At 37.9% G+C, this 23,625-nt stretch carries 20 protein-coding genes and 2 tRNA genes; 11 read left to right on the top strand and 11 right to left on the bottom strand.

Annotated features, from left to right (window positions below; translation table 11 throughout):
* On the top strand, positions 1-779 hold a 779-nt coding region (locus tag H0W62_06185), incomplete at its 5' end, for a T9SS type A sorting domain-containing protein (protein MBA3648127.1).
* Between the two features lie 122 nt (positions 780-901).
* Entirely contained in the window at positions 902-1,894 is a 993-nt protein-coding gene (locus H0W62_06190) for a PorP/SprF family type IX secretion system membrane protein (protein ID MBA3648128.1), read from the top strand.
* Between the two features lie 13 nt (positions 1,895-1,907).
* Here H0W62_06190 and H0W62_06195 read toward each other — a convergent pair whose 3' ends face one another.
* The 4 genes from H0W62_06195 to H0W62_06210 form a co-directional block, all read right to left on the bottom strand.
* Positions 1,908-2,420 (bottom strand): hypothetical protein, encoded by a 513-nt coding sequence (locus tag H0W62_06195; GenBank protein MBA3648129.1) that lies wholly within the window; start codon positions 2,418-2,420, stop codon positions 1,908-1,910.
* A gap of 41 nt (positions 2,421-2,461) precedes the next feature.
* Positions 2,462-3,181: a (Fe-S)-binding protein gene (locus tag H0W62_06200; protein MBA3648130.1), complete on the bottom strand. Its 720-nt coding sequence runs from the start codon at positions 3,179-3,181 to the stop codon at positions 2,462-2,464.
* An 87-nt stretch (positions 3,182-3,268) separates the two neighbouring features.
* A complete protein-coding gene (locus H0W62_06205) occupies positions 3,269-4,300 on the bottom strand; it encodes a glycosyltransferase family 2 protein (protein ID MBA3648131.1) in 1,032 nt (343 codons plus the stop codon).
* A gap of 88 nt (positions 4,301-4,388) precedes the next feature.
* Positions 4,389-5,873: a GWxTD domain-containing protein gene (locus tag H0W62_06210; GenBank protein MBA3648132.1), complete on the bottom strand. Its 1,485-nt coding sequence runs from the start codon at positions 5,871-5,873 to the stop codon at positions 4,389-4,391.
* 79 nt (positions 5,874-5,952) lie between these two features.
* Between H0W62_06210 and H0W62_06215 the strand changes: the two genes are divergently transcribed.
* The gene (locus H0W62_06215; GenBank protein MBA3648133.1) at positions 5,953-6,576 is read left to right on the top strand and encodes a WbqC family protein; all 624 of its coding nucleotides are present in this window, start codon (positions 5,953-5,955) and stop codon (positions 6,574-6,576) included.
* On the opposite strand, the gene H0W62_06220 is transcribed toward H0W62_06215, so the two are convergent.
* A complete protein-coding gene (locus tag H0W62_06220) occupies positions 6,568-7,515 on the bottom strand; it encodes a phosphoribosylaminoimidazolesuccinocarboxamide synthase (protein MBA3648134.1) in 948 nt (315 codons plus the stop codon). The genes H0W62_06215 and H0W62_06220 overlap by 9 nt on opposite strands.
* A gap of 104 nt (positions 7,516-7,619) precedes the next feature.
* Positions 7,620-8,690: a 3-phosphoserine/phosphohydroxythreonine transaminase gene (serC, locus tag H0W62_06225; protein ID MBA3648135.1), complete on the bottom strand. Its 1,071-nt coding sequence runs from the start codon at positions 8,688-8,690 to the stop codon at positions 7,620-7,622.
* A gap of 161 nt (positions 8,691-8,851) precedes the next feature.
* On the opposite strand from serC, the gene H0W62_06230 reads away from it, so the two are divergent.
* The 6 genes from H0W62_06230 (at position 8,852) to H0W62_06255 (ending at position 14,815) form a co-directional block, all read left to right on the top strand.
* A tRNA-Asn gene (locus H0W62_06230) sits at positions 8,852-8,925 on the top strand.
* A gap of 474 nt (positions 8,926-9,399) precedes the next feature.
* Complete coding sequence (locus H0W62_06235) at positions 9,400-10,494, top strand: VWA domain-containing protein (protein ID MBA3648136.1); 1,095 nt, start codon at positions 9,400-9,402, stop codon at positions 10,492-10,494.
* Positions 10,495-10,533: 39 nt separating this feature from the next.
* A complete protein-coding gene (locus tag H0W62_06240; GenBank protein MBA3648137.1) occupies positions 10,534-12,027 on the top strand; it encodes a magnesium chelatase in 1,494 nt (497 codons plus the stop codon).
* A 92-nt stretch (positions 12,028-12,119) separates the two neighbouring features.
* Positions 12,120-13,271, top strand: coding sequence for a 1-deoxy-D-xylulose-5-phosphate reductoisomerase (locus H0W62_06245; protein MBA3648138.1), 1,152 nt, complete (start codon positions 12,120-12,122; stop codon positions 13,269-13,271).
* Positions 13,272-13,325: 54 nt separating this feature from the next.
* Entirely contained in the window at positions 13,326-14,651 is a 1,326-nt protein-coding gene (rseP, locus tag H0W62_06250; GenBank protein ID MBA3648139.1) for an RIP metalloprotease RseP, read from the top strand.
* Between the two features lie 80 nt (positions 14,652-14,731).
* Positions 14,732-14,815, top strand: a tRNA-Leu gene (locus H0W62_06255).
* A 39-nt stretch (positions 14,816-14,854) separates the two neighbouring features.
* Here H0W62_06255 and H0W62_06260 read toward each other — a convergent pair.
* Positions 14,855-16,081, bottom strand: a complete 1,227-nt coding sequence (locus H0W62_06260; protein ID MBA3648140.1) for a radical SAM protein — start codon at positions 16,079-16,081, stop codon at positions 14,855-14,857.
* Positions 16,082-16,257: 176 nt separating this feature from the next.
* Positions 16,258-17,409, bottom strand: coding sequence for an agmatinase family protein (locus tag H0W62_06265; protein MBA3648141.1), 1,152 nt, complete (start codon positions 17,407-17,409; stop codon positions 16,258-16,260).
* Between the two features lie 150 nt (positions 17,410-17,559).
* Between H0W62_06265 and H0W62_06270 the strand changes: the two genes are divergently transcribed.
* Entirely contained in the window at positions 17,560-17,964 is a 405-nt protein-coding gene (locus H0W62_06270; protein MBA3648142.1) for a cytochrome c maturation protein CcmE, read from the top strand.
* Positions 17,964-20,438 (top strand): cytochrome c biogenesis protein CcsA, encoded by a 2,475-nt coding sequence (gene ccsA / locus H0W62_06275; protein ID MBA3648143.1) that lies wholly within the window; start codon positions 17,964-17,966, stop codon positions 20,436-20,438. Before H0W62_06270 ends, ccsA begins: the two co-directional genes overlap by 1 nt.
* 44 nt (positions 20,439-20,482) lie before the next feature.
* Here ccsA and H0W62_06280 read toward each other — a convergent pair whose 3' ends face one another.
* The 3 genes from H0W62_06280 to H0W62_06290 form a co-directional block, all read right to left on the bottom strand.
* On the bottom strand, positions 20,483-22,066 hold the full coding sequence (locus H0W62_06280) for an FAD-dependent oxidoreductase (GenBank protein ID MBA3648144.1): 1,584 nt from the start codon (positions 22,064-22,066) through the stop codon (positions 20,483-20,485).
* A 66-nt stretch (positions 22,067-22,132) separates the two neighbouring features.
* Positions 22,133-23,032: a cation transporter gene (locus tag H0W62_06285; protein MBA3648145.1), complete on the bottom strand. Its 900-nt coding sequence runs from the start codon at positions 23,030-23,032 to the stop codon at positions 22,133-22,135.
* Positions 23,033-23,064: 32 nt separating this feature from the next.
* The gene (locus tag H0W62_06290) at positions 23,065-23,490 is read right to left on the bottom strand and encodes a hypothetical protein (GenBank protein ID MBA3648146.1); all 426 of its coding nucleotides are present in this window, start codon (positions 23,488-23,490) and stop codon (positions 23,065-23,067) included.
* Between the last annotated feature and the right edge of the window lie 135 nt (positions 23,491-23,625).

Genomic DNA, 23,625 nt, shown 5'->3' on the forward strand with positions numbered 1-23,625 from the left:
CGGTTTATAAAAACAGCAGTGCATGTAATTCAGGAATACATGCGGCACACAGTGCTGCAGCTGTAAGCCAAAATAACAGTGCAAGCTCCACTCAGTCATTTTGCATTATTGATGATTTTGGAGAGCCCTATATGCTGATGGCTACATCTACCGGGCCTAATTGCTATTCTTTAACAGGAACTGCTTCTATTACCGGTGGTGCTACAGAAGACTGGCCCGTTTCAGGAACTTTCTGTAATGGCTTTATCACTATCACGGCTACTAACCCTAACCCTGATGGTTGTACATCATTCGTTGATGCGGTTAATTTCAGATGGCATTACACTTGCGGAAAGAATGCATCTACTTGTGCAATGGAAGGCGGATACCAGCAAGTATGCTTTGGTGGTATAATTGGTGAATTTACATTAGGTGCTACGGTTTATAAAAACAGCAGCGCATGTAATTCAGGAATACATGCGGCAGGTAGTTCTGCATCTGTGAAAGGAAGTAAAATTTCTATAAGCTTACCTGTTAACATTTCGGTAGCTCCAAGTATAATTTCCAACAATGCTACTATTACATATAGCCTGGGCAATGCTGGAAAGGTGAGCCTTTCAGTTTATAATAGTTTAGGTCAGGAAATTAAGCAATTAGTAAATGGAAATATGGCAGCAGGAAATTATACGATCAACTGGAATGCAGAAAATAATAACGGTACTTCTGTTAGCAAAGGAATTTACTTTATTGTCCTGCGTGCAGATGGAAAAGTACAAACTGCAACTGTTTCAAAAAATTAAGAGTTTATAAATCATACAAGCTTTTTCGAGTGGCTGCATATTGCAGCCACTTGCTTTTTATATAAGCGCAGTATGAATTAATTTTTCAAAAAAATCAGGGAAGCTTTATCTTCGTAATCCTGATGACTTATGTTAAGTTTCTTTTATGCTCCATCTATTTGGTGAGTGTTATTTATGCATTCGCTCAGGATACTCACTTTTCCCAGTTTTATCAGGCGCCATTATTAATTAATCCTGCAAAAGCCGGATTTTTTAATGGAAATTATCGCTTACAGGGAATCTATCGCAGTCAATGGAAGGAGATAACCATGCCGTTCAAAAGTATAACTGGTACTGCAGATTTGAGTCTTCCTGCAGGCGAAAAAAAAAATAACCTCTTTGGCATTGCTGTTACCTCATTTGCTGATAAGGCAGGTGATGCAGATTATACCACAAATGAAATAAATGCTTCACTTTCATACCATCAGTCCTTTGGCAACGATCACCGTCATTTCATTGGCTTAGGGATTTCTACGGGTGTAGCAAATACCACTTTTGATTATAGCAAACTGATTTTTGATGAGAACTATAAGAATGGCAGTAATACAGAATCGCTTCCTCTTTCAAAAGCTCATTATCTGGATTTTTCCGCGGGAATAGAGTACAATTATTTAAATGAAAAAACCCAGTATAATTTTGGTATTGCAGTTTTTCATATTAACCATCCGGCACTTAATTACTTTGGAAGTTATGACGGCGCTTATATCACCCGCAGATTATCCTTAAGTGCCGGCGCTGCTGTCATGCTTTCCAAGTCAATCGATCTGCAGCCACATGCTGTATTTTTTTTACAGGGTGGTGAAGGCGAAATGGAATTAGGGACCGATTTCAAAATGCAATTGGAAAAAAATAATATTTCACATTACGATGTTTATTTCAGTGGCTATTACCGCGTCGGTGATGCCTTTATCCCGGGTTTACGGATAGATATGAATGATCTTTCATTTGCACTTACGTATGATTTTACGGTATCAAAGTTATCTGCAGTTAATAAGTACAGTGGTGGCCCTGAATTATCCGTAACCTACACTGGTAAATTTAAAGGGTCTGTAAAAACTTTTAATCCACGCTTTTAATTATGTAGAAAAATCACTTCCAGAAACGAAACCAATTAAATTTTTTCTTAACTGAACCAGCCGATTTGTTCTTTTTATCTGTTTCATAAATGCTATTGCTGCGCCGTATTATTGGGGGGGACATAAAAGGACTGAGTCCGAAAGAGGAAAGCAAATAATTTGTGGATTCAACAGGAGAGAATTGCAAATGGTTTTCAACATCTAAATAAAATTTCCCAATACTTGCCCACTCTGCAAATTTATTCTTGTTCAGGCGTGTTCTAAGATCATGCACAAATCCGGATAATTCTTTTATTACAGCATCATGCTTAAGATCAGATTTTGCTGAAAGATGCTCTGTCAGGATATCATCTTTTATGTCCGGCGCAGGTACAAATTGCAAAATTTTTTTTGGAGGTTCGAAAATATGTTGGACCGGATGAATAGAAGCCGGTGCATTTTTAGAGACTATGGTTCCCAAACCAGGAATAATTAGACTGTCCTGATGATATAACAGTTCATGAATAGATTTTTCAATTTTCCGCATAAACTTATTTTATTAAGGCAATAACATTGACTGATGATTTCTTACCAGCCGGAAGCAAGTACATCCGCTATATGTATGGTTTTCATAGCAATATTATTTTTCTTTATATAACCTTCTATGTGCATGAGGCATGAGAGATCTGTAGATATTACATATTCTGCCTCAGTACTTTTTGCATTTTCTACTTTTTGATCTGCCATTGCAGATGAGATATCATCAAACTTTACTGCAAAAGTTCCTCCAAACCCACAGCAGGTTTCGCTTTCATTCATTTCGTGCAGCTCTAATCCTTTTACGTGGGAGAGCAATATACGGGGCGCTGTTTTTATTTTACATTCCCGTAAAGCTCCGCAGGCATCATGGTAAGTAGCTGAGGCATTCATTACTGCACCAAGATCTGTGATGTTCAGTACGTTTACCAGAAACTCTGTAAACTCATAAGTATTCTTCTGTAGTTGTCTGCACTCATTATGTAGCGCAGAATTGTCAAACAGTTCATTGTAGAAGTTTCTTACAAACCCTACGCAACTTCCACTTGGTGCAACCACATAATTATAGTCAGAAAAATCATGAATAAATTTTTCACAAACGGCCCTGGCTTCATTCCAAAAACCCGAATTAAATGCAGGCTGACCGCAACAGGTCTGCGCTGGATTGTAAACCACCTCGCAGCCTGCCTTTTCAAGAACCTTAATCATATTAAAACCTGTTTCTGGGTATAACTGATCGACAAAACAGGGTATAAAAAGATTTACTTTCAATTAATTATTTTTCGGGCGCTAAGGTATGAATAAGAGAAGCGTCAATACTGCTTTGTGTTATAAAAAAAATTCAAACCGCTATTGTTATTAATGATGATCCATAATTTGAGAAAACCTTCTTTTCTTTTTCACAAAATAATCCCATACAATAGAGCCACGATATACTCCATTCATATTATCAAATAAAAAATGTTCGTTATCCTTCCGGCGCTTCTTCCATTTTCGAAGATGGAAAAGAAAGTGCCACTGTGCTTTAGTTATAGCAAAGAAATCACTGACGTTTCCTTTTAAAAGAGAGCGGATTCCCGCAAAACCATCCAATATCATTCTAAATAAAATGGTGGAAAACAACTGACCCGCAGGCAGGTTTTTCACCATCATAATCAAGTTATTCCGAAAATTTAAATATGTCTTGTATGGATTCCCCTGGGGTAAGCTTCCGCCGCCCAAATGGTAAACCACAGATTCGGGCTGACAAATAATAGTATAACCTGCGTTTTTTAAACGCCAGCAAAAATCTATTTCTTCCATATGTGCAAAAAAATTTGCGTCAAAACCACCTAATGATTCATATATCTTTTTGCGAGTAAGCATACAGGCTCCGGAACACCAGAAAATTTCTCCGATCTGATCATATTGTTGCTCATCTTCTTCTATAAAATCAAAGACTCTTCCTCTGCAAAATGTATATCCCCATCTGTCCATCCAGCCGCCTGCAGCACCTGCATATTCAAAATGAGATCGGTTATTATATGCCTTTATTTTTGGTTGAACAGCTCCTACTTTTTTATCATTCATCATTATTTCAAGCATTGGTGCGAGCCAATTATCTGTAACAGCAACATCCTGGTTAATGAGCACTATATATTCTGAATCAATCAGCTTTATAGCCTCATTATAGCCTCCTGCAAATCCGTAATTTTTTTTTAATGAAATAACTTTTACAAACGGGAATCTTTTTTTGAGATAATCGACAGAATCATCATCAGAAAAATTGTCGGCCACCACTATATCCATTTCCATGGTTTGGTGTTCAAGAAGAGAGGGTAGAAATTCTTCTAGTAATTTTTTTCCATTCCAGCATAACACTATCACGGCTACTTTTTCTAAACGCTCCACTAATAAGGGATCTTTTAAATAGGATTATGGAATTGGAATTTTCTTAGAATACCACTGATTGTATTACCCCATTAATATAATGGAATCTTTAATGATTGATATCATAATTATAGTCGACATGACTGCCCATTGAATTTGGGTATCGGGTATTATCTAAATTTGTATAATTATATTTTTCCTTTACCCTGTCAAATACCTTGTAGCGCCACCTCGGATCATTCAGTTCGCCATATGCTTCGGAGTGAATGAGCTTATAGTCATTAGTAACCAGATCAGGGTTGTAGAATACAAAACGGATATTTGTCTGGTTGGTAACCGGTAATTTATAATATTGCCAGATTTCATATGGAAAAGCTGCTGGGTCGTGATCATCTTTTTGAATGCTGTTAGGCGATCCATATTGAAGAAAAACTCGTCCCCGATCTGTTTCCCAGCTGTAATTTATTTGAGAATTATAGTAGGTGTTTGCGATATCCACTTGTTTTTTGTAACCGTGCCATACTTTTAGCGGATCCTCATTACTCCGTTTTAGCCAGAAGTTATAGAAAACCTGCCTTCTGAGTAAATCATCGTTACTAATAAGAACTCGATTGAGATAATCTTTTTCATAGTCTTCCGCAATAGGATTTATGCACCTGAGGTAATATGTTACGGAATCTGAAGGAATGGCTACTACGAATGTATTTTCGATGTTGAGCAATGAAATATTATTTAACTCAACTACCGAATTGTTATTTGAACGCTGGAAAAAAGTCGATTGCTCTCCCAATATTTCGTTACGCTTATTTTTGACCTGGATGTTGATCCTGTAATTTCCGGAAGGCAAGTTGGTAATATCAAATTCAGAAAACACAAAATTTACTGATGATGCTTTTTGCCTGGAAAAATGAAAAAGGTCGCTGGCAACCTGGTCTTTTTGAGCATATTTTATTGAATAGGTAATTATAATTTCGTTTTCTCCCACTATTTTATCAGCATTGTAGATCTCATTATAGAAAATAATTTTATTCAGATTTGAGGGATAATAATTTACAGGATAAGGTTTAATATCATATCCGTTTTTGGAATACACATTTTTCTTACTGGTAGCCTTATAGTTTTCTACAAGTTCTACGCTGGAAAGAGATATTTTACCCCGGTCGAAATTCAGTTTTATATCTTTGGCAATTCTGCTGCTAACTTCAGGACGATTTACATCCAGGGCATTCAATTCAACTGTATATTCTCCTTCAGGAAGAGATACCCTTCGCAGGTCAAGCAGATTAAATGCAATGTTTGAGGTATCGGAAATTTCCGGAGTACGCAGTAAATATTTATCATATGCCACAACAGCTGTATCATGCAGGTACATCAGGGTTATTTGTATTCCACCATCATATTTTCCATTATTGTTCTTAATATATCGTATTGTTTGCCCTGGAATCGATAAATACGTTTCAACATAAGGAGTATCTGTTTGGGTCGAAAGGAAAACACAATTCTCCATATAACATTTTATGGGCTGTGAAAAAGCCACTGAGGCAAGCGATAATAAAAGCATTGAGAAAATGGCAGAACTGTAAATACTTTTCATCGCTGCATTTTTAAGAACTGAAAGTTACAATTTTGCCTCTATATCATGCTTCATTTCGACGAACATTTAAAGTAAAAAGATGAATACAGATGGTTCAGCCTCTTCCCTTTTATTTCCTGTTCCATATCTTCCTTCTGTTTCATTGTTTATCAAATTACAATCCTCTAATACCATTGTTATAGATGCGAATAGGGCATTTAAAAAAGCGGAACATATAAACAGGTGCAGCATTAGTGGTGCCAATGGAATTATTAAATTAAGTGTGCCAGTGGCAGGAGGCAGAGGTGTAAAGCAACCACTTAAAAACGTTCGGATAGCAAACAATGAGCCGTGGCAACGCATACATTGGGGAAGTATTTATTCCGCTTATGCCAAAAGCGCATTTTTTATTTTTTATGAGCATAAGTTTGCACCGTTTTATCAAAAGAATTATAATTTCCTTCTTGATTTTAATACGGAACTATTAGCTGTCTGTTGCGAAATATTAAAATTTAGAAAGTTAATTGAGAAGGATGGTAACCAGGAAAGCAATGGTCCAATTATCTCGCCACTGCTATTTCAGATTAAAATGAGCATACCGGCCTATCAACAGGTTTTTATTGATAAGCACAATTTTATTTCTGACTTAAGTATTGTTGATTTAATTTTTAACTGTGGCCCTGAAAGCACGGTTTATTTGAATAGATGCCTTTCTTTAATTTAATTTTTGCAAAGCACTTACTATATTCTGTTCCATTCGTTTAATAATATTTTCGCTTGCCGACTTTTCAAAATTTCTTCCCGTAATCTTTTCATAGAGCTCAATATATCGTTCGGATATGCTTTGAATCCATTCATCACTCATAGCAGGCACCGTTTGGTCTTCTTTTCCCATGAAATTATTTTCGATCAGCCATTCGCGTACAAATTCCTTCGATAATTGTTTTTGAGGTTCGCCGTTACGTTGCCGCTCTTCAAATCCATCTAAGTAAAAGTAACGTGATGAATCCGGTGTATGAATCTCATCTATTAAAATAACCTCGCCGTTCAATTCCCCAAATTCGTATTTTGTATCTGCCAGGATTAATCCCTGCTTTTGGGCGAACTGCGTTCCAAAGGCAAAAAGTTTTTTGGTATACTCTTCGAGTTTATCATATGTCTTTTTTGAAACAATTCCCTGTGCTATAATTTCTTCCCTGGAAATATCCAGGTCATGTCCTGCAGATGCCTTGGTACTGGGTGTAATGATAGGTTCTCTAAAAGGATCATTTTCTTTCATTTCATCAGGAAGCGATACTCCGCATAATGTGCGTTTACCGCTTCTATATTCGCGCGCTGCATGGCCGGCAAGGTAACCGCGAATTACCATTTCTACTTTAAATGGTTCACACTTTTTTCCAATAGTCACGTTTGGATCAGGAATGTCAACCATCCAGTTCGGAGCAATATGCCTTGTCTCGGCAAGAAAATAAGCAGCAACTTGATTCAGAACCTGGCCTTTAAAAGGGATGGGATGAGGGAGCACTACATCAAAGGCAGAAATGCGGTCACTCACAACCATCACGAGATAGTTATCAGCAATCGTATATACATCACGCACTTTTCCCTCATAAAATCCAGACTGATGGGGAAGCTGAAAATCTGTTTTATAAATCGCATTCATAACTTATGGAAGGGCCGTAAATTGAAGTACCCAGGCACTACAATATAAGGGTGGATGATGTAAGAGAACGAAAAAAATAATATTACAAATCCAATTAATAAAAATTATCCATTGCGCAGTTCAAAATCCTTCATCAGTTCAATAAGGAGATTTACGCCTTCGATAGGCATGGCGTTATAAATTGAAGCCCGAAAACCACCTACTGATCGGTGACCCTTAATTCCGATACATCCATTTTCCTTTGCAAAGTTGTTGAAATCGTCCTCCAATTCTGGCTTAACAATACGAAAACAAACATTCATAAGTGACCGGTCTTCGGGCACAACTGTGCCTTCAAATAACTTACTGCGATCAATTTCTTCATAGAGAATACCCGCTTTTTCCTTATTGCATTGCTCCATCACTTTTAGTCCGCCACGGTCTTTTATCCATCTTAATGTAAGAAGGCAAACATAGATTGCAAAGGTGCTTGGAGTATTGTGCAAGGAACTGTCTTTTATATGGCTGCGATAATCCATCATAGTGGGGATCTGCCGGTTTACTTTTCCAAGCATTTTTTCATTTACAATTACCAGAGTTGCTCCTGAAGGTCCAAGATTTTTTTGGGCACCTGCATATATCAAAGAGAATTTTTTGCCATCTGATTCGCGTGAGAAAATATCACTTGACATATCGGCTACAATTGGAACAGAGCTTTTTGGCAACTCGTGCATTTGCAACCCGTGAATGGTTTCATTTGAAGTGATATGAAAATAGGTTGCATCAGATGGGATAGAATAATTTTTTGGTACATAGGTAAAATTATTATCCTCTGAAGAGGCAACCACATCCACTTTTCCAAAAAGCTTTGCCTCTTTAATCGCTTTTTTCGACCAGGAACCGATTTCCAGGTAAGCGCCTTTACCGTTTTCATCGAGAAGATTAAAAGGTATCTGGCAAAATTGCATAGTAGCGCCGCCCTGAAGAAATAATACTTTCTGATCTTCGCTCAACTGCAGCAGGTCTCTTACATGTTGAATGGCTTCTTCTAAAATGGCCACAAACTCTTTGCTTCGGTGTGAAATTTCGATGAGGGAAAGTCCGATATTGTCTAATTCCAGTACAGCTTTTGAAGCCTGCTCAAGAACAGTGGGAGGCAGGATAGCAGGACCAGAATAGAAATTATATTTTTTCATTTAATATCATTTAACAGACGTGCAAAGCTATAGAAATATTTGTGCTGCAATAGTTGAATTGCGCAATCATTGTTATTGTGCCAGCAAAGATTTAGTGATATGTTGATTTTAATAGAATTTTCTTTTTTCGGTTAAAGGTCTAAATTTGCGGTCCATTAAATTCCTCCTTAGCTCAGTTGGTTAGAGCGGCTGACTGTTAATCAGTAGGTCCCAGGTTCAAGTCCTGGAGGGGGAGCGCAATTGCAAGTAAACTGTTCATTCTATTTGTGTGATTTCTTAACCTTGTCGGCTGATTTAGACTAATCCGGACAGGTCTCCCATGTTCAAGTCCGGGGAGCTGAGAAAGTTCGCTTTTTTTATCTTCAAGGGTTACATACTATATAAAAGCTGGACCGATTTTATACAGTCGAACGGATAATATAGAATCCGGTTTAAAATTCATAAATACATAATTCAAAAGAGGATATGGACAAAGGGTGAAATTCCATGGCAGAAAAGAATGGTTATAATTTTTTATTTCTGGTCTCTTTTAAATTTTCCATTTATCATTAAGATAATAACATTATTGACTGCAAAAGTAACAAGCATGGCTATAGTACTGATCGTATATTTTGAAAAGATCTGAAGGCTAAATCTCATTTCACTGAACTTTTTCCATTCAGAATTCTTTAGTTTTAAACCGTGATTACTTTAATCACGTATTTATGTTATGAATCTACGCTTCAGTAAATACATACCCCCGCCAGAAGGAGGTGATCCGTTCAGAAGATTGCTGGATACGTTCCTCCAATTGATGCAGTTCACCAAGGGTGATCCATATGAAGTTTTGCAATGGATGAATGAATTAGATAAAGAATATGAGCTTACAGATGATGAATATGGAATGGGTGATTTTATTGAAGATCTAAAGGAGAAAGGATATTTGGAGGAAAATCCTGTTACCGGTAATTTGAGCGTAACTGAAAAGACAGGACAGGTTATTCGCAAGCGTTCCCTAGAAGAAATCTTCGGGAGGTTAAAAAAATCGCGATCAGGAAATCACAAAACCACTTATTCCGGAGAAGGGGACGATCTCACTACAGATACGCGACCTTTTATTTTTGGAGACTCCATAGATCATATAAATGTAACCTCTTCTATTCGCAATGCCCAGATTAACCATGGTGTTGATGAGTTTAAGTTGACTGAGGAAGACCTGGAAATTCAGGAGCGTGAATTAAAGACACAAACTTCCACAGTGCTCATGATTGATATTTCTCATAGCATGATCCTGTATGGAGAAGACCGGATTACACCTGCTAAGAAAGTTGCCATGGCGCTATCGGAATTAATTACAACCAAATTTCCTAAGGATACGCTGGACATAGTGGTGTTTGGAGATGATGCAGCAAGAATAGAAATGAAGGATTTGCCTTATTTACAGGTTGGCCCTTTTCATACTAATACGTGTGCCGGACTTGATCTGGCTATGGAACTATTGCGGAGAAAAAAAGCTAACAATAAGCAAATATTTATGATTACGGATGGCAAGCCATCATGTTTGAAAGAAGGAGGACGGTATTACAAAAATAGCTTTGGATTGGACCGGAAAATCGTAAATAAAACATTAAATAAGGCTGCTCAGTGTAAGCGTATAAATATACCCATCACTACTTTTATGATTGCCGATGATCCATATCTTCAGCAATTTGTTCGCGAGTTTACCAAAACGAATAATGGCAAAGCTTTTTACAGCTCACCGGATAATGTGGGTACCTTTTTATTTGAAGACTTTGTGCGGAACAGGCGCAAACATTTGAGATAACAAATTGTTCCTAATTAGAAGTTAGATTGGCTTAGAGATATGAATCTGGATAAAATAAGAACGCTTGGAGCTTTAAAGCGCTCAGGATATCAGTCAACAGGAATTCGTGAAGAAATGAGAATTAATCTCATCCAGGCATTAAAGCTTCAGAAAAATGTTTTTGAGGGCATTCAGGGATATGATGAATCAGTAATTCCTCAATTGCAAACTGCTATCCTTTCGCGCCACAATATTATTCTGCTTGGATTAAGAGGACAGGCAAAAACGCGTCTGGCAAGGTTAATGGTGAATTTACTGGATGAACACGTACCTATAATAGCAGGATCGGAAATGAATGACGATCCATTAAAGCCTATATCGCGATTTGCTAAAGATATATTGGCTGAAAAAGGTGATGAAACCCTTATTTCATGGCTGCCCCGTGAGGATCGCTATACTGAAAAATTAGCAACGCCGGATGTGTCTGTAGCGGATTTAATTGGTGACGTTGATCCTATAAAAGCTGCCACTTTGAAATTGCCATATTCCGATGAACGCGTAATCCATTATGGCATTATCCCACGTTCGCACCGTTGCATTTTTGTAATTAATGAGCTGCCCGACCTCCAGGCCCGCATACAAGTTTCGCTCTTCAATATTTTACAGGAAGGTGATATACAAATACGGGGTTTTAAGATGCGTTTACCTCTCGATATTCAATTTGTTTTTACAGCAAATCCGGAGGATTATACGAACCGTGGGTCTATTGTGACACCATTAAAAGACCGGATTGACAGCCAGATATTAACTCACTACCCTCGTAGCGTAGTCACTTCAAGGACTATTACAGAACAGGAATCTGAGATCCCTTTTTCTCAGAGTGAAACGATAACCATTCCTTCGTTATTAAGAGACCTTATTGAGCAAACAGCAATTGAAGCAAGGGAAAGTGATCTGGTTGATAAAAAAAGTGGTGTTTCAGCACGGTTAACCATTTCAGCTCTTGAAAATTTATACAGCACCATTGAATTGAGAATGTTATTAAACGGTGATTTGAAAGGATATGCGCGTGTTAATGATATTTATGGAATCCTTCCCTCTATAACCGGTAAGGTAGAATTGGTTTATGAAGGAGAGGTGGAAGGCATAGCAAATGTGGCAACCATGCTGATCGGTAAGTCAATCAGGAAGCATTTTTCCGAAATTTTCCCTAATCCTGAAAAATTAAAAAAATCTAAACAGAAGAACCCGTTTGCAGAAATTGTAAATTGGTTTAATGAAGGAAACACAGTTGATATTTTACAGAATGCAAACCAGAAAGAATATGAAAAGCAATTGCTGTACGTCAAAGGATTAAACGATTTGGTAAAATCTTACTTTCCCCGTGCTTCACGGGATGAACAATTGTTCATGATGGAGTTTGTGCTTCATGGGTTATCTGAATTTTCACAGTTGAGTAAGCACAAGCTCGAAACAGGCATTCAGTTTAAAGATTTACTGGGCAGCATAATGAATTTTGGTTCCGTTGAAGAGGAAGAAACGGGATTAAATTAAGTCCTATACAAAGGAGCTCTTACCATTTGGAACACTTGTCCTTCTCATTATTTTTACTTTTATCGCCCTAAAATCACCACATCAAAGATTCCATTCAGAGAAGGCGTATTGCTGTTCTAGGATCTACCGGTTCCATCGGAAGACAGGTATTGGATGTTATTAATCTTCAAAAGGATTATTTTGAAGCGGAAGTGCTATGTGCAAACAGCAATGCTGATCTATTGATTGAGCAGGCACGGGCTTTTTTACCCAATTGTGTGGTTATAGCTGACGAGTCCAAATATTTATTAGTTAAAGAAGCGCTTAGCAGCCTTGACATTAAAGTATATAGTGGCACTAATGCGATGAGTCAGGTTGTACAAATGGAATCGGTGGATGTAGTGCTCACCGCAATGGTTGGTTTTGCCGGGCTTAAACCTACTATTGCTGCTTTAGAAGCCGGTAAATGTGTAGCTCTTGCAAACAAAGAGACACTCGTAGTTGCCGGACAGCTTATAACTGAATTAGCGCGTGAGAAAGGTGTAAATATCTATCCGGTTGATTCAGAGCATTCGGCAATCTTTCAATGCCTGACCGGAGAATGGAACAATCCTATTGAAAAAATTTATCTCACGGGATCCGGCGGTCCATTTCGTGGAAAAAAAGCAGATGACCTTAAAAAAGTTTCCTGTGCCGCTGCATTAAATCATCCTAATTGGAATATGGGAGCTAAGATCAGTATTGACTCTGCTACGCTGATGAACAAAGGATTGGAAGTAATGGAAGCAAAATGGTTATTCGGGCTGAAGCCAGAGCAGGTTGAAGTATTAATTCATGCCCAATCAATTATACATTCAATGGTGCAATTTGAAGATGGCAGTATAAAGGCACAGATGGGAATGCCTGATATGCGCTTGCCAATTCAATTTGCATTGGGTTACCCTCAGCGATTAAAAAGTGATTTTCCACGCATCAATTTTACAAACTATCCGCAGCTCACCTTTGAACCTCCGGATACCGAAACATTTCGTAATCTTGCCCTCGCCTATAAAGCACTGAAACAGGCCGGTAACATGCCTTGCATTTTAAATGCGGCAAACGAAATTGCTGTTGATGCTTTTTTAAAAGAAAAAATTTCCTTCCTGGATATTTCAAATATGATAGAATCGTCTATGGATAATGTTTCATTTATCAGTAACCCTTCCTACGAAGATTATGTAATGTCTGATATGCAGACCAGAAGTTACGCAATGTCTCTTATTTGATTTATACCAATTAAGAAAAAAAATTTCCTAAAATAATTTATCGCTACAGTAAGAATGAATGAAGTTTTAATTAAGGCCGGGCAGTTAATCCTTTCGCTCTCCATATTAATAGTGATCCATGAGATGGGTCATTTTATGGCAGCACGTTTTTTTAAAACCCGTGTTGAGAAGTTCTATCTTTTTTTTAATCCGTGGTTCTCATTGTTCAGCTTTAAAAGAGGCGAAACGGAATATGGAATGGGCTGGATACCTCTTGGAGGATATGTGAAGATTTCAGGAATGATAGATGAATCAATGGATAAAGAGCAGTTAAACCTTCCTCCGCAGCCCTGGGAGTTTCGGAGTAAACCTGCCTGGCAGCGATTGATCATCATGCTTGGGGGTATTACCATGAATGTATTGCTCGGTATTTTCATTTACTGGATGATATTATTTTTTAGCGGAGAAGAATACATTCCTGCGGCAAACGTAAAGTATGGGATTGTTGTTGATTCTATAGGTATTGAACTCGGACTTCGGAATGGTGATAGAATAATTGCTATTGATAAGGAACCCGTTGAAAATTTTCAGAAAATACCAGGCAGTATCATTATCAACATGGCCCGGTCTATTACTGTACAGCGTAATGGAGACCAGAAAGAGATTCCGGTTTCACCATTAATGATCAAGAAAATTATTGACACTAAAAGCATTGATTTCATTTCTCTGCGTTGGCCATTCGTGATCAAATCTTTTGCATCTGGTTCCGTGGCAAAAAATGCGGGCTTAGCAGAAAATGATCAGGTAATTGCTATTAACGGGCAGTCTACTTTTTTTTACGATGAGGTAAAGAAAATGCTGACAGCAAATAAAGGACATCAGGTTGATGTAACAGTTTTGCGCAATGTTGATACACTTACACGGAAAATGTTGCTCTCCTCCGATGGCTTAATGGGTGTGCAGGTAGCTCCTCCAACAGATTTTATGCAAACAAAAATTATCCATTACTCATTATTTGCTGCATTGCCTGCCGGTGTGGGAAAAGCTTATGAAACACTCATGAATTACATCAAACAATTTGCTCTTATATTTTCACCCAAAGTGCAGGGATATAAGCACCTTGGAGGATTTATTAGTATTGGAAATGCATTTGAATCCAGGTGGGATTGGCTAGCCTTTTGGTCACTTACGGGATTTCTTTCACTTGCACTGGCTTTCATGAATTTACTGCCAATTCCGGCACTGGATGGCGGTCATGTATTGTTTACATTATACGAAATGGTAACCAAAAGAAAACCCAGCGAAAAATTTCTGGAGTATGCACAGGTAGCAGGTATGATCCTCTTATTTGCTTTACTTGTATTCGCAAACGGAAACGATATTGTAGGACTTTTCCGGTAAAATTCTGAGGTATTCCAAAAAGCAATCTGCTTGGCATCCGGCAAAGTTTGGATACTTTTGCCAATATCGAATGTACTCATGCCCGGGTGGCGGAATTGGTAGACGCGCCAGACTCAAAATCTGGTATTGGCAACAATGTGCTGGTTCGATTCCAGTCCCGGGCACCTTTAATGAATCGCTATTCGTCTCAAATCAGCATTCTTCTATACCGGGACACTAGAAAATTTTAATGCTGACTTTATCTTTTCCATAGGTGGATTAAAATAGCCATATGTTAACTGCGGAAATTCTTTTTTAATCAACTGCATCATTTTCCTGATCCCAATACATTCACCTGTGTCTATTATTCCCATTCTTTCAAGGTACCAATCCGGATCTATGTTAAAGTTTCGCCATTGAATCATGTTAAGATCAGTCTCTTTGATAAACTTTCGCAGCGCTTCATACTCATGTATATTGTCAGTCATTCCCGGGAAAGTGAAGTAATTTATGGAAGCCCACCGGTTGTATTTGCGTGCAACGCTTACCGATTCTGCAAGAGCTTCAAAAGAATAGTTATTCGGAAGGTAATATCCTTCATAGATTTCTTTACGGACGCTATTCGTGCTTACGCGAATACTGTTTAAACCTGCCTTACACAACTCTTCAACAGCTTGCGGCATACTGCCGTTAGTATTAATATTAATGATGCCTTCTTGTGTTTGTTTTCTTATTTCTCGAATGGCATCACGAATGGTTTCCCACATCAATAACGGTTCCCCCTCACATCCTTGCCCGAAACTTACTACTGAACTGCGCGCATTTATTAAATGGTGAACGGCATACTGAACAATTTCTTCTGTAGTAGGCTTAATGGTTAAGCGATCCTGCGTGCTTTTTATACTTTCCAGTTCTGGTTGAAAAGAGATACAGCCAATGCAATTTGCGTTACAAGCCGGGGAGGAAGGAATAGGGGCTTCGTAACGATTCAGGAAAAAATTCCGCGCTGCAGGACATCGATAGGTGAGCGCGCAATTATTACCGATGTGAGCGAGTAATCGATTTTCCGGAAAAAGGGTTAGCCACGCAGTTACACTTTTTTCCACCTTCTCCTGATCAAAGCTTTTAGGTTCCTGACGTATATCAGTATCAATGCGTGTTGCAGGTACATAAAATTTTCCATCCAGCCACCCAATTGCCGTGTATGCATAAAGGGGAAGGGTTCTCGCATTCTTTTCCTTTACGAAAGATGAAAAATAGAACTGTGTGTGAGCAGGCGCCATTTGTGCTGCAACAGCAATTCCTTTTTTACATACAACCGCCTTGCCCGTCTTTTTATCAAATCCAATCGGATGGCGATCAGGTAACTTGAAAATATCAGTCCCTCCTGGTAATTCGATCAGGTCCTCCACATCTAAAGCCACTGCATCAAAGCCTGACCTTCCACTCATTAACAATCGGGAATCATCCAGAATATTTCCATTTCTATCAGAATAAACAAGATTAGGAATACTGGCAGGGTGCACTACTTTTAAAAAGATTATTGATTGTTAGATGATACTAATTTCTTATACTTTAATAAACCTAAACCTTGCATTTAAAAACAATCAGATTCATTCTTACTAAATTATCGCTCATCGTGAATGCCTAAATTTTGATTCAGGTTGATCACCAGTTCGTCGTTTCGTGGATTTTCATGGATCAGTACAATACTTTCCTCATTTATTTTATTTCTGCTCAATCCCATCAAATTGCTGAGCTTATACAACATCCTGGCACCAACATTTGCATCCCATTCATCTTTACCAGGCGAGACCTCATTTAAATCAAAGCCTATGATTTTTCTTCCGGAGCGAACAACCTGCAGTATTAAGTATACTGCCTGATCAAAATCCAATCCTCCGGGAACCGGAGTTCCGGTATTAGGGCAAAGCTTAGGATCTAATCCGTCAATATCAAAACTCACATACACCTGTTCGGGTAATTCCTGGATAATATCATCACAGACAGCTTTCCACGACTTCCCTTCCATTATATTTCGCTTTAATTGGGCATCGAAAAATGGCTTTATCCTGCCACCCGAGGAGGAGATTTCCTGCAATTCACTTTCAGCAACATCACGAATACCTACCTGCAATAATTTTTTTATCTGGGGTATTTTTAAAGCATTAAACATTATGGATGCATGCGAAAATACAAACCCTTCGTATGCATTACGCAAATCGCAATGGGCATCAATCTGCAAAATTCCAAATTCCGGGTAGAAATCGGCCAACGCTTCAAGAAAGCCGAGTGGTATGCTGTGATCACCACCCAGGAGAGCCGGAAGCTTATTTTGATGCAATACTTCAGACATTTCTGCTTTTACATAACTTTTTAACTCTTGCCCGGCGTTATTAATTTCATTCCTGAACTTTTGCATGGTCTTATTGTCTTTAACAAAACCATTATCTTCCAGGAAAGCAATATACTTAACTGCTTTATGCCTTAATTCCTGGCTCCTCTTTAAGATATTTTTATTCACAGGTTTCATAAATATTCCCCGCTTCCATGCATCGGGTACATCAACATCAAATAAATCAACCTGCAGCGAGGCCTTTTGAATAGCTCTTGGCGCCATCGCTGTTCCGGCATTATATGAAACGGTTACTTCCCATGGAACAGGCAGAATTATAATTTCAGATTCTTCTTCATTAAATGGCAGACCAAAAATTTGATTTCCCATTCCAATACCGCTGGCATCGAAAGATTTTATTTTTTCAGCTTTATCTTTTTTCATTTCCGTTAAACCACAATTAATAAGTTAAAATCGTGCTTGCTAATCATTTTAATCGACAAAAATAAGAAATTCATCAAGCAACAAGGTCATCACTACGTGCCGGTGTCATTCTCCTATTTCTGTTGTAAATTTGCCATATAATTTCCCTCCATGAAAAAGATTCATATTGCAGGTTTAATTGTAATTGCAGTATCTATTGGATTTATAATAACTCTTGCAAGTGATTACAGTCAGTATGAAACATTTTCCAGTGCAAAAGGCGAAACTCAAAAAGATTTTGAGATTGTGGGCTACCTGGCAAAAGGCAAGGAAATGAGTTATGATCCGGTGAAAGATCCGAATTATTTCACCTTTTACTTACAAGATAAAAATGGAGAAGAGCGTAAGGTGATCTTTCAGGGTACAAAGCCTCAGGATTTTGAAAAATCAGAACAGATTGTTTTAAGTGGTAAAATGCATGGTGATGATTTTTATGCCAAAAAAATTCTTATGAAGTGCCCTTCAAAATATAAGCAAAATCAGGTTGCATTCGGCACTGATAATTCCAATACATAATGGATATTCCTTACGAAGGTGAACATTTACTGCCTGGCAATATTGGGCAGCTTTCGGTTTATACTGCATTTGTTTTTTCATTGATAGCAGCCGTTGCTTTTTTTATTTCCTCTTTCACTAAAAGTTTATCGACAGGAAAGTCCTGGAATCAAATAGGAAAAATCCTGTTTTTTATACATGGTGCAGCGGTTATTTCTATCGTAATAAATCTTTTTATTATAATCCATAACCATTATTTTGAATACTACTATGCTTGGTCACATTCCAATTGGGCATTGCCCTCTAAATATCTGCTGGCCTGTTTCTGGGAAGGTCAGGAGGGAAGCTTTTTATTATGGATGTTCTGGAATGTGGTATTGGGAAGTGTCATCATCTTTACCCATCGCCTAAACCAGTCGCGGGTATTAAGTGTGTTTGCCGTAGTACAGGGATTTCTAAGTTCCATGCTTTTGGGCTTGTATACGTTTGGTTATAAGATTGGTAGTACTCCCTTTTCTCTTTTGCGCGATCAAATGGTGAATGCACCTATTTTCCATCGTGCGGATTACATGAGCTTTATTACTGATGGCAATGGATTGAACCCCTTGCTACAGAATTACTGGATGGTAATTCATCCTCCTATATTATTTATGGGCTTTGCATCTACACTGGTGCCCTTCTCCTTTGCTTTATCTGCTCTCATGAAAAGAGATTTCAGTTCGTGGACAAAATCAGTGTTGCCATGGGCTCTTTTTTCTGCGGCCATTCTTGGAACGGGAATTATGATGGGAGGAGCCTGGGCGTATGAATCACTTACGTTTGGTGGTTATTGGGCCTGGGATCCGGTTGAAAATGCTTCTTTGGTTCCGTGGTTAATTATGATAGGAGGGATTCACACTACCCTTGTATTTAATAAGACAGGTCGCTCACTACGAGCTACTTTCATATTTTATATCCTCACTTTCATACTGGTTTTATATTCCACTTTTTTAACACGAAGCGGTATCTTAGGTAATACCTCCGTTCATGCTTTTACGGATTTAGGAATGAGCGGTCAGCTGGTTATCTATATGGCCACGCTGTCTATACCTGCAATTGTGCTGCTAGCTTATTACTGGAAAAAGATTCCTACCGTAATGAAGGACGAAAATATCTGGTCGAGGGAATTCTGGATATTTATCGGGTCTTTATTGCTACTTGTATCTGCTTTTCAGATAACGTTTACTACCTCCATTCCCGTTTGGAATAAATTATTCGGAACTAATTGGGCACCACCGCCCAATGCAGTAGAACATTATAATAAATTTCAAATACCGGTAGCCATTGTGCTTGTGCTCCTTTCTTCTGCAGCACTGTTTCTTAAATTTAAAATATCTGACCGTACACTTTTTAACCGTCGAATGCTTATAAATCTGATTATCAGTGTACCTGTTACAATGTTTATTGCCATTCTGGAAAAGCTGGATCTTATAGCAGTTATCTGTTTGCTATTTGCAGGAGTGTTCGGCATTGTTTCTAATTTCTATTATATCGTTACTGTATTAAAAGGAAAACTCAGGTTGAGTGGTGCAGCGGTAGGCCACTTTGGTTTCGCTTTAATGATGGTAGGAATTTTAATTTCTTCAGCAAAAAAAAATACTATTTCTTCTAATACAATGGGTATCGATTTTGGCAAAGATTTCAGTGCTGAAAACCAGCGAACCAACATGCTGTTGTATAAGAACTCTCCTGTTCAAATGCAGGAATATACAGTAACATATGTTGGTGATTCGGCTTCACCGCCCAATAATTACTATAAGGTAAATTATGAAGTTTTCGATTCGTCAACAGGAAAATTAAAGGACCATTTTACACTTTATCCGAATGCCCAGATCAACCCAAAGATGGGGTTAATTGCAAATCCGGATACCCGGCATTACTGGTATAAGGATCTGTATACGCATGTTACTTCTGTGCCTGATAAAACAAAAGAATCCAGCGATAAGAATGAGAAAAAGTTTCAATCGCATTTAATTTCAAAGAGTGATACCGTGTTCACTGCTAATAGTTATGTAATTCTTGAAAAAATTGAACGCATTAACCATTCGGACAAAATTACCATTAGTGATAGCGACCTGGCTGTAACTGCGCAATTGACTGTAAAGACACTAAAAGGGGAGACTTATACTGCTCAGCCAATTTTTTACATTCATGAAAGCCGGGCCAGCCTTATTGATGATAATATCGATGATCTGGGTTTAACTTTCCGGTTGAATAAAATTATACCTGAGGAAAATAAAATCGATCTTCAGGTAGCAGAAGAAAATCCAAAAAAAGATTTTATTGTAATGACGGCTATTGTATTTCCTTTTATCAATGTACTATGGCTGGGAACTATGTTTACCATTTTAGGATTTGTAATCAGCCTTATCCGAATCTGGCAGAAAAAAAGACTAAAGACTACTATTGCTGATGAAACTGCAACTCAGATCTCTCAAAAGGTATTAATCAAGTAATTAATTTATGAACGCAGTTACTTATCATTTTATCCAGCATTTAATTATTCCTCTTGAAAATCTAAAGGAGTAAGGTCCGACGTGGCCGGCCCATTGATCACTCTTCCGTATTTGGTAAATCTTGAACCGTGACAGGGACAATCGAATGATCTCTCATCTGCATTCCATTGAAGAATACAACCCAGGTGAGGACATACTGCACTGTATGCATATAATTCTTCATTTTCATCTCTGTAAACAGCTACTTTTTTCATATGAAGATTAATGACAGCACCTTCATCTTTTTTTAATTCTTGGATGGAATTAATACCCCCTTTTTTAACCCAATCTATATACTGAGCTGCCATACTAGCTGCTTCCTTTATGTATTCCCCTGCAATTTTCAGCGTTGTTCTATTAGGCTTATATAAATGAGCCCATGTGTTTTCTTTATTATTGATCAAATCTGAAATAATAATACCTCCCAAAGTTCCATGCGTCATTCCATTTCCTGAATCACCGGTAATAATAAATACGTTCTGGTCACCTGGATTGCGTCCAATGAAAGCCATTGAATCCAGTGGTTCCATAACCTGACCTGACCATCTATATAAAATTTCCTCTAACATTGGAAATTTTTCCCGGGTCCATCTTTCTAAAATTTTATGCCGGTCCTCCTCTGCAATGTTTTCTTTATCAGCCTGCCCTGTTTTATGATCTTCACCTCCTGAGAGTAATAAATAATATTCATCATCAAAGTCTTCGAGCCGTACATAATGATAGGGCTGACTATTCCACGTAGAATTCTGATCGCCGGTGTCCCACCATAGGGCCGGAGTTAATTGTGTTTTCAAAACTTTACCTGCAATAACATATGTTCGATACGGAAACTGCCTTGTATGAATGGTTACAAGGTCATTTACAGGTGTATTGGTTGCGACTACTATTTGATTTGCAGCGATTTTATATCCGTTTGCCCGGCACCCTTTTTCACTTATTTCAGTGGCGTGCGTCTGAGTATAAATTTTGCCCCTCTGCCGAACTATACTCTCTGCTAATCCTTTCAGGTAATGCAGGATGTGAAACTGCCCTTGTTGTGGAAATAAAATACACTTGCCGCCCACTGAAGGAAGATTCGGGATGTGGTCAAGAAGTTGGGTGTTGATTCCTGCATTATGAGTAGCTTCCAGCTCTTTTTCAAGTGATTCGAATTTATCAGACGGGTGAAGAAACAGGTATCCGTTTACTCTTTTAAAATTACAATCAATATGTTCCTTTATAACTGTGTTTTCAATCCACTGGATAGCTGCAGTATGACTTTCTGCGGCCAGCCGGCTTTTTTCTTTACCGAATAATTTTTCAATTTCATAGTACCTGTCATCAAGAGCATTTGCAAGATGGGCTGTAGTACGGCCTGATTCACCACTGCCGATAAAACCGTCTTCAATGAGAGTGACTTTTTTACCTGATTGTAAAAGGCAGTATGCTGTAGTTAACCCGGCAATACCACCGCCAATTACCAATACGTCAGTGCTTATATCCTGTTTTAAAGTTTCGAAAACAATAGATTCCGTAGAATCTATCCAAAAAGAAATATGTTCGCCTGAAGTTATTTCATCATTGTTTTTTCTTTCATTTAAGGATTGCATAATCGTTGATGGTTTTAAGGCGTTTATTTTAGTGAAATTTATTAATTAAAATTCGATCAGAACTGATCAGCAAACTTCTTCCTGACATTGTTCGCTTTCTGTTTCAAGCGTTGCATGCTGAATGTTTAAATGTTCCAGCGTATGCCGCAGATTTGCCTTTGTTTTTTTTATTTGGCTTTCTGTCAAATCATTATCCATTATTAAGTGAGCTGTCATTGCATTTCGGGTGGTGCTCATCGCCCATATATGAATGTGATGAATGTCTTTTACACCTTTAGTATTTAACAATTGCTGTTTTATATTTTCAATGTCCACATTTTGAGGTACTGCATCAAGGGATAAGCGCATACTTTCCTTTAGCAATGACCAGGTACTATAAATTACCACGATCATTATCACAATACTTATGAGCGGATCAATCCATGGCTGATTTGTAAAAAAGATTAGTATACCGGCTATTACAACACCAAATGATACTACTGCATCCATTGCTAAGTGCAAATAAGCGCTTTTTACATTCAGGTCCCGGTCCTTATTTTTAAAAAAGAGATAAGCTGAAATCGTATTAATTATAATTCCAATTCCGGCAACTATTGCAATAACCTTTCCCGGGGCAAACACCGGATGAGAAAATCTTTGAATAGCTTCCCATCCAATGCTGCCAACTGCAAGCAGAAGTATAACCGCATTAGCAAGAGAGGCAAGAATGGTGCTTTTGTGATAGCCATATGTAAATCTTTCCGTTGCTTTAGACTTTGTCAGCCTGATTGCCAAGAGCGATAAACCGAGACCGGCTACATCGGTAAGATTATGTCCGGCATCTGATAACAAAGCCAGAGAATTAAAATAAAGGCCGGCAAAAAATTCCATTAATAGAAAGCCGCTATTGAGCATGATTCCAATCCAAAATGCCTTTCCCGTGCTTAAAATTTTATGGTTATGATCATTTGAATGATTGATTGCCACTCCAGAAATAATTTTATTCCTGTCAAAAATGACTATAGTTTTTCTAATCTCATCATTTCGTCCTCATTTGTATTATTATGAAGTGTAATGGATGTTGAGCTCTTTGCTGTTATGATCCAATCACTACTGAAGAATTTATATGGTTTATCTGAAAAAGGGATAACAATAGATAGTTTATCGAAATCTTCACCATGTTTAATGCTCCATGAACCTTCAGTTTGCTGAATACCATTTTCATACATCATGAATTGATAGCTGTTGTTAAATTTAACAGTAATGGCTGAGAAATTATTTGTTTTATCCTGATTGTTGTCAGAATATTGACTTACTCTCCAGTACCCGTTTAATTCTTTGGAAGAATCACGCATTTCATCACAACTAATTAATTCATTTTTTTTGCAGGAAGCACTTCCCAGAAAAACGGCGAATGCCAAAGTACAGTGTAAAAACCCAATCATGAATTTTCCCATATTACTAAACCAAGTTAAATTTTATAACAAAATTATACATACCAATAAGTTAAAAACAATTAAAATCATGGAACCTGCCAATTTTTATACTGAACAGGTATATTCCAGCATGAACCGTACAAA

Source organism: Chitinophagales bacterium, assembly GCA_013816805.1.
Taxonomy (GTDB): Bacteria; Bacteroidota; Bacteroidia; order Chitinophagales; family UBA10324; genus MGR-bin340.

Coding starts and splice junctions, on each gene's coding strand:
- H0W62_06190 (MBA3648128.1), top strand. CDS start 902: ATGACTTATGTTAAGTTTCTTTTATGCTCCATCTATTTGGTGAGTGTT.
- H0W62_06195 (MBA3648129.1), bottom strand. CDS start 2,420: ATGCGGAAAATTGAAAAATCTATTCATGAACTGTTATATCATCAGGAC.
- H0W62_06210 (MBA3648132.1), bottom strand. CDS start 5,873: ATGAAAAGTATTTACAGTTCTGCCATTTTCTCAATGCTTTTATTATCG.
- H0W62_06215 (MBA3648133.1), top strand. CDS start 5,953: ATGAATACAGATGGTTCAGCCTCTTCCCTTTTATTTCCTGTTCCATAT.
- H0W62_06220 (MBA3648134.1), bottom strand. CDS start 7,515: ATGAATGCGATTTATAAAACAGATTTTCAGCTTCCCCATCAGTCTGGA.
- serC (MBA3648135.1), bottom strand. CDS start 8,690: ATGAAAAAATATAATTTCTATTCTGGTCCTGCTATCCTGCCTCCCACT.
- H0W62_06235 (MBA3648136.1), top strand. CDS start 9,400: ATGAATCTACGCTTCAGTAAATACATACCCCCGCCAGAAGGAGGTGAT.
- H0W62_06240 (MBA3648137.1), top strand. CDS start 10,534: ATGAATCTGGATAAAATAAGAACGCTTGGAGCTTTAAAGCGCTCAGGA.
- rseP (MBA3648139.1), top strand. CDS start 13,326: ATGAATGAAGTTTTAATTAAGGCCGGGCAGTTAATCCTTTCGCTCTCC.
- H0W62_06260 (MBA3648140.1), bottom strand. CDS start 16,081: ATGAGTGGAAGGTCAGGCTTTGATGCAGTGGCTTTAGATGTGGAGGAC.
- H0W62_06265 (MBA3648141.1), bottom strand. CDS start 17,409: ATGAAAAAAGATAAAGCTGAAAAAATAAAATCTTTCGATGCCAGCGGT.
- H0W62_06270 (MBA3648142.1), top strand. CDS start 17,560: ATGAAAAAGATTCATATTGCAGGTTTAATTGTAATTGCAGTATCTATT.
- ccsA (MBA3648143.1), top strand. CDS start 17,964: ATGGATATTCCTTACGAAGGTGAACATTTACTGCCTGGCAATATTGGG.
- H0W62_06280 (MBA3648144.1), bottom strand. CDS start 22,066: ATGCAATCCTTAAATGAAAGAAAAAACAATGATGAAATAACTTCAGGC.
- H0W62_06290 (MBA3648146.1), bottom strand. CDS start 23,490: ATGATTGGGTTTTTACACTGTACTTTGGCATTCGCCGTTTTTCTGGGA.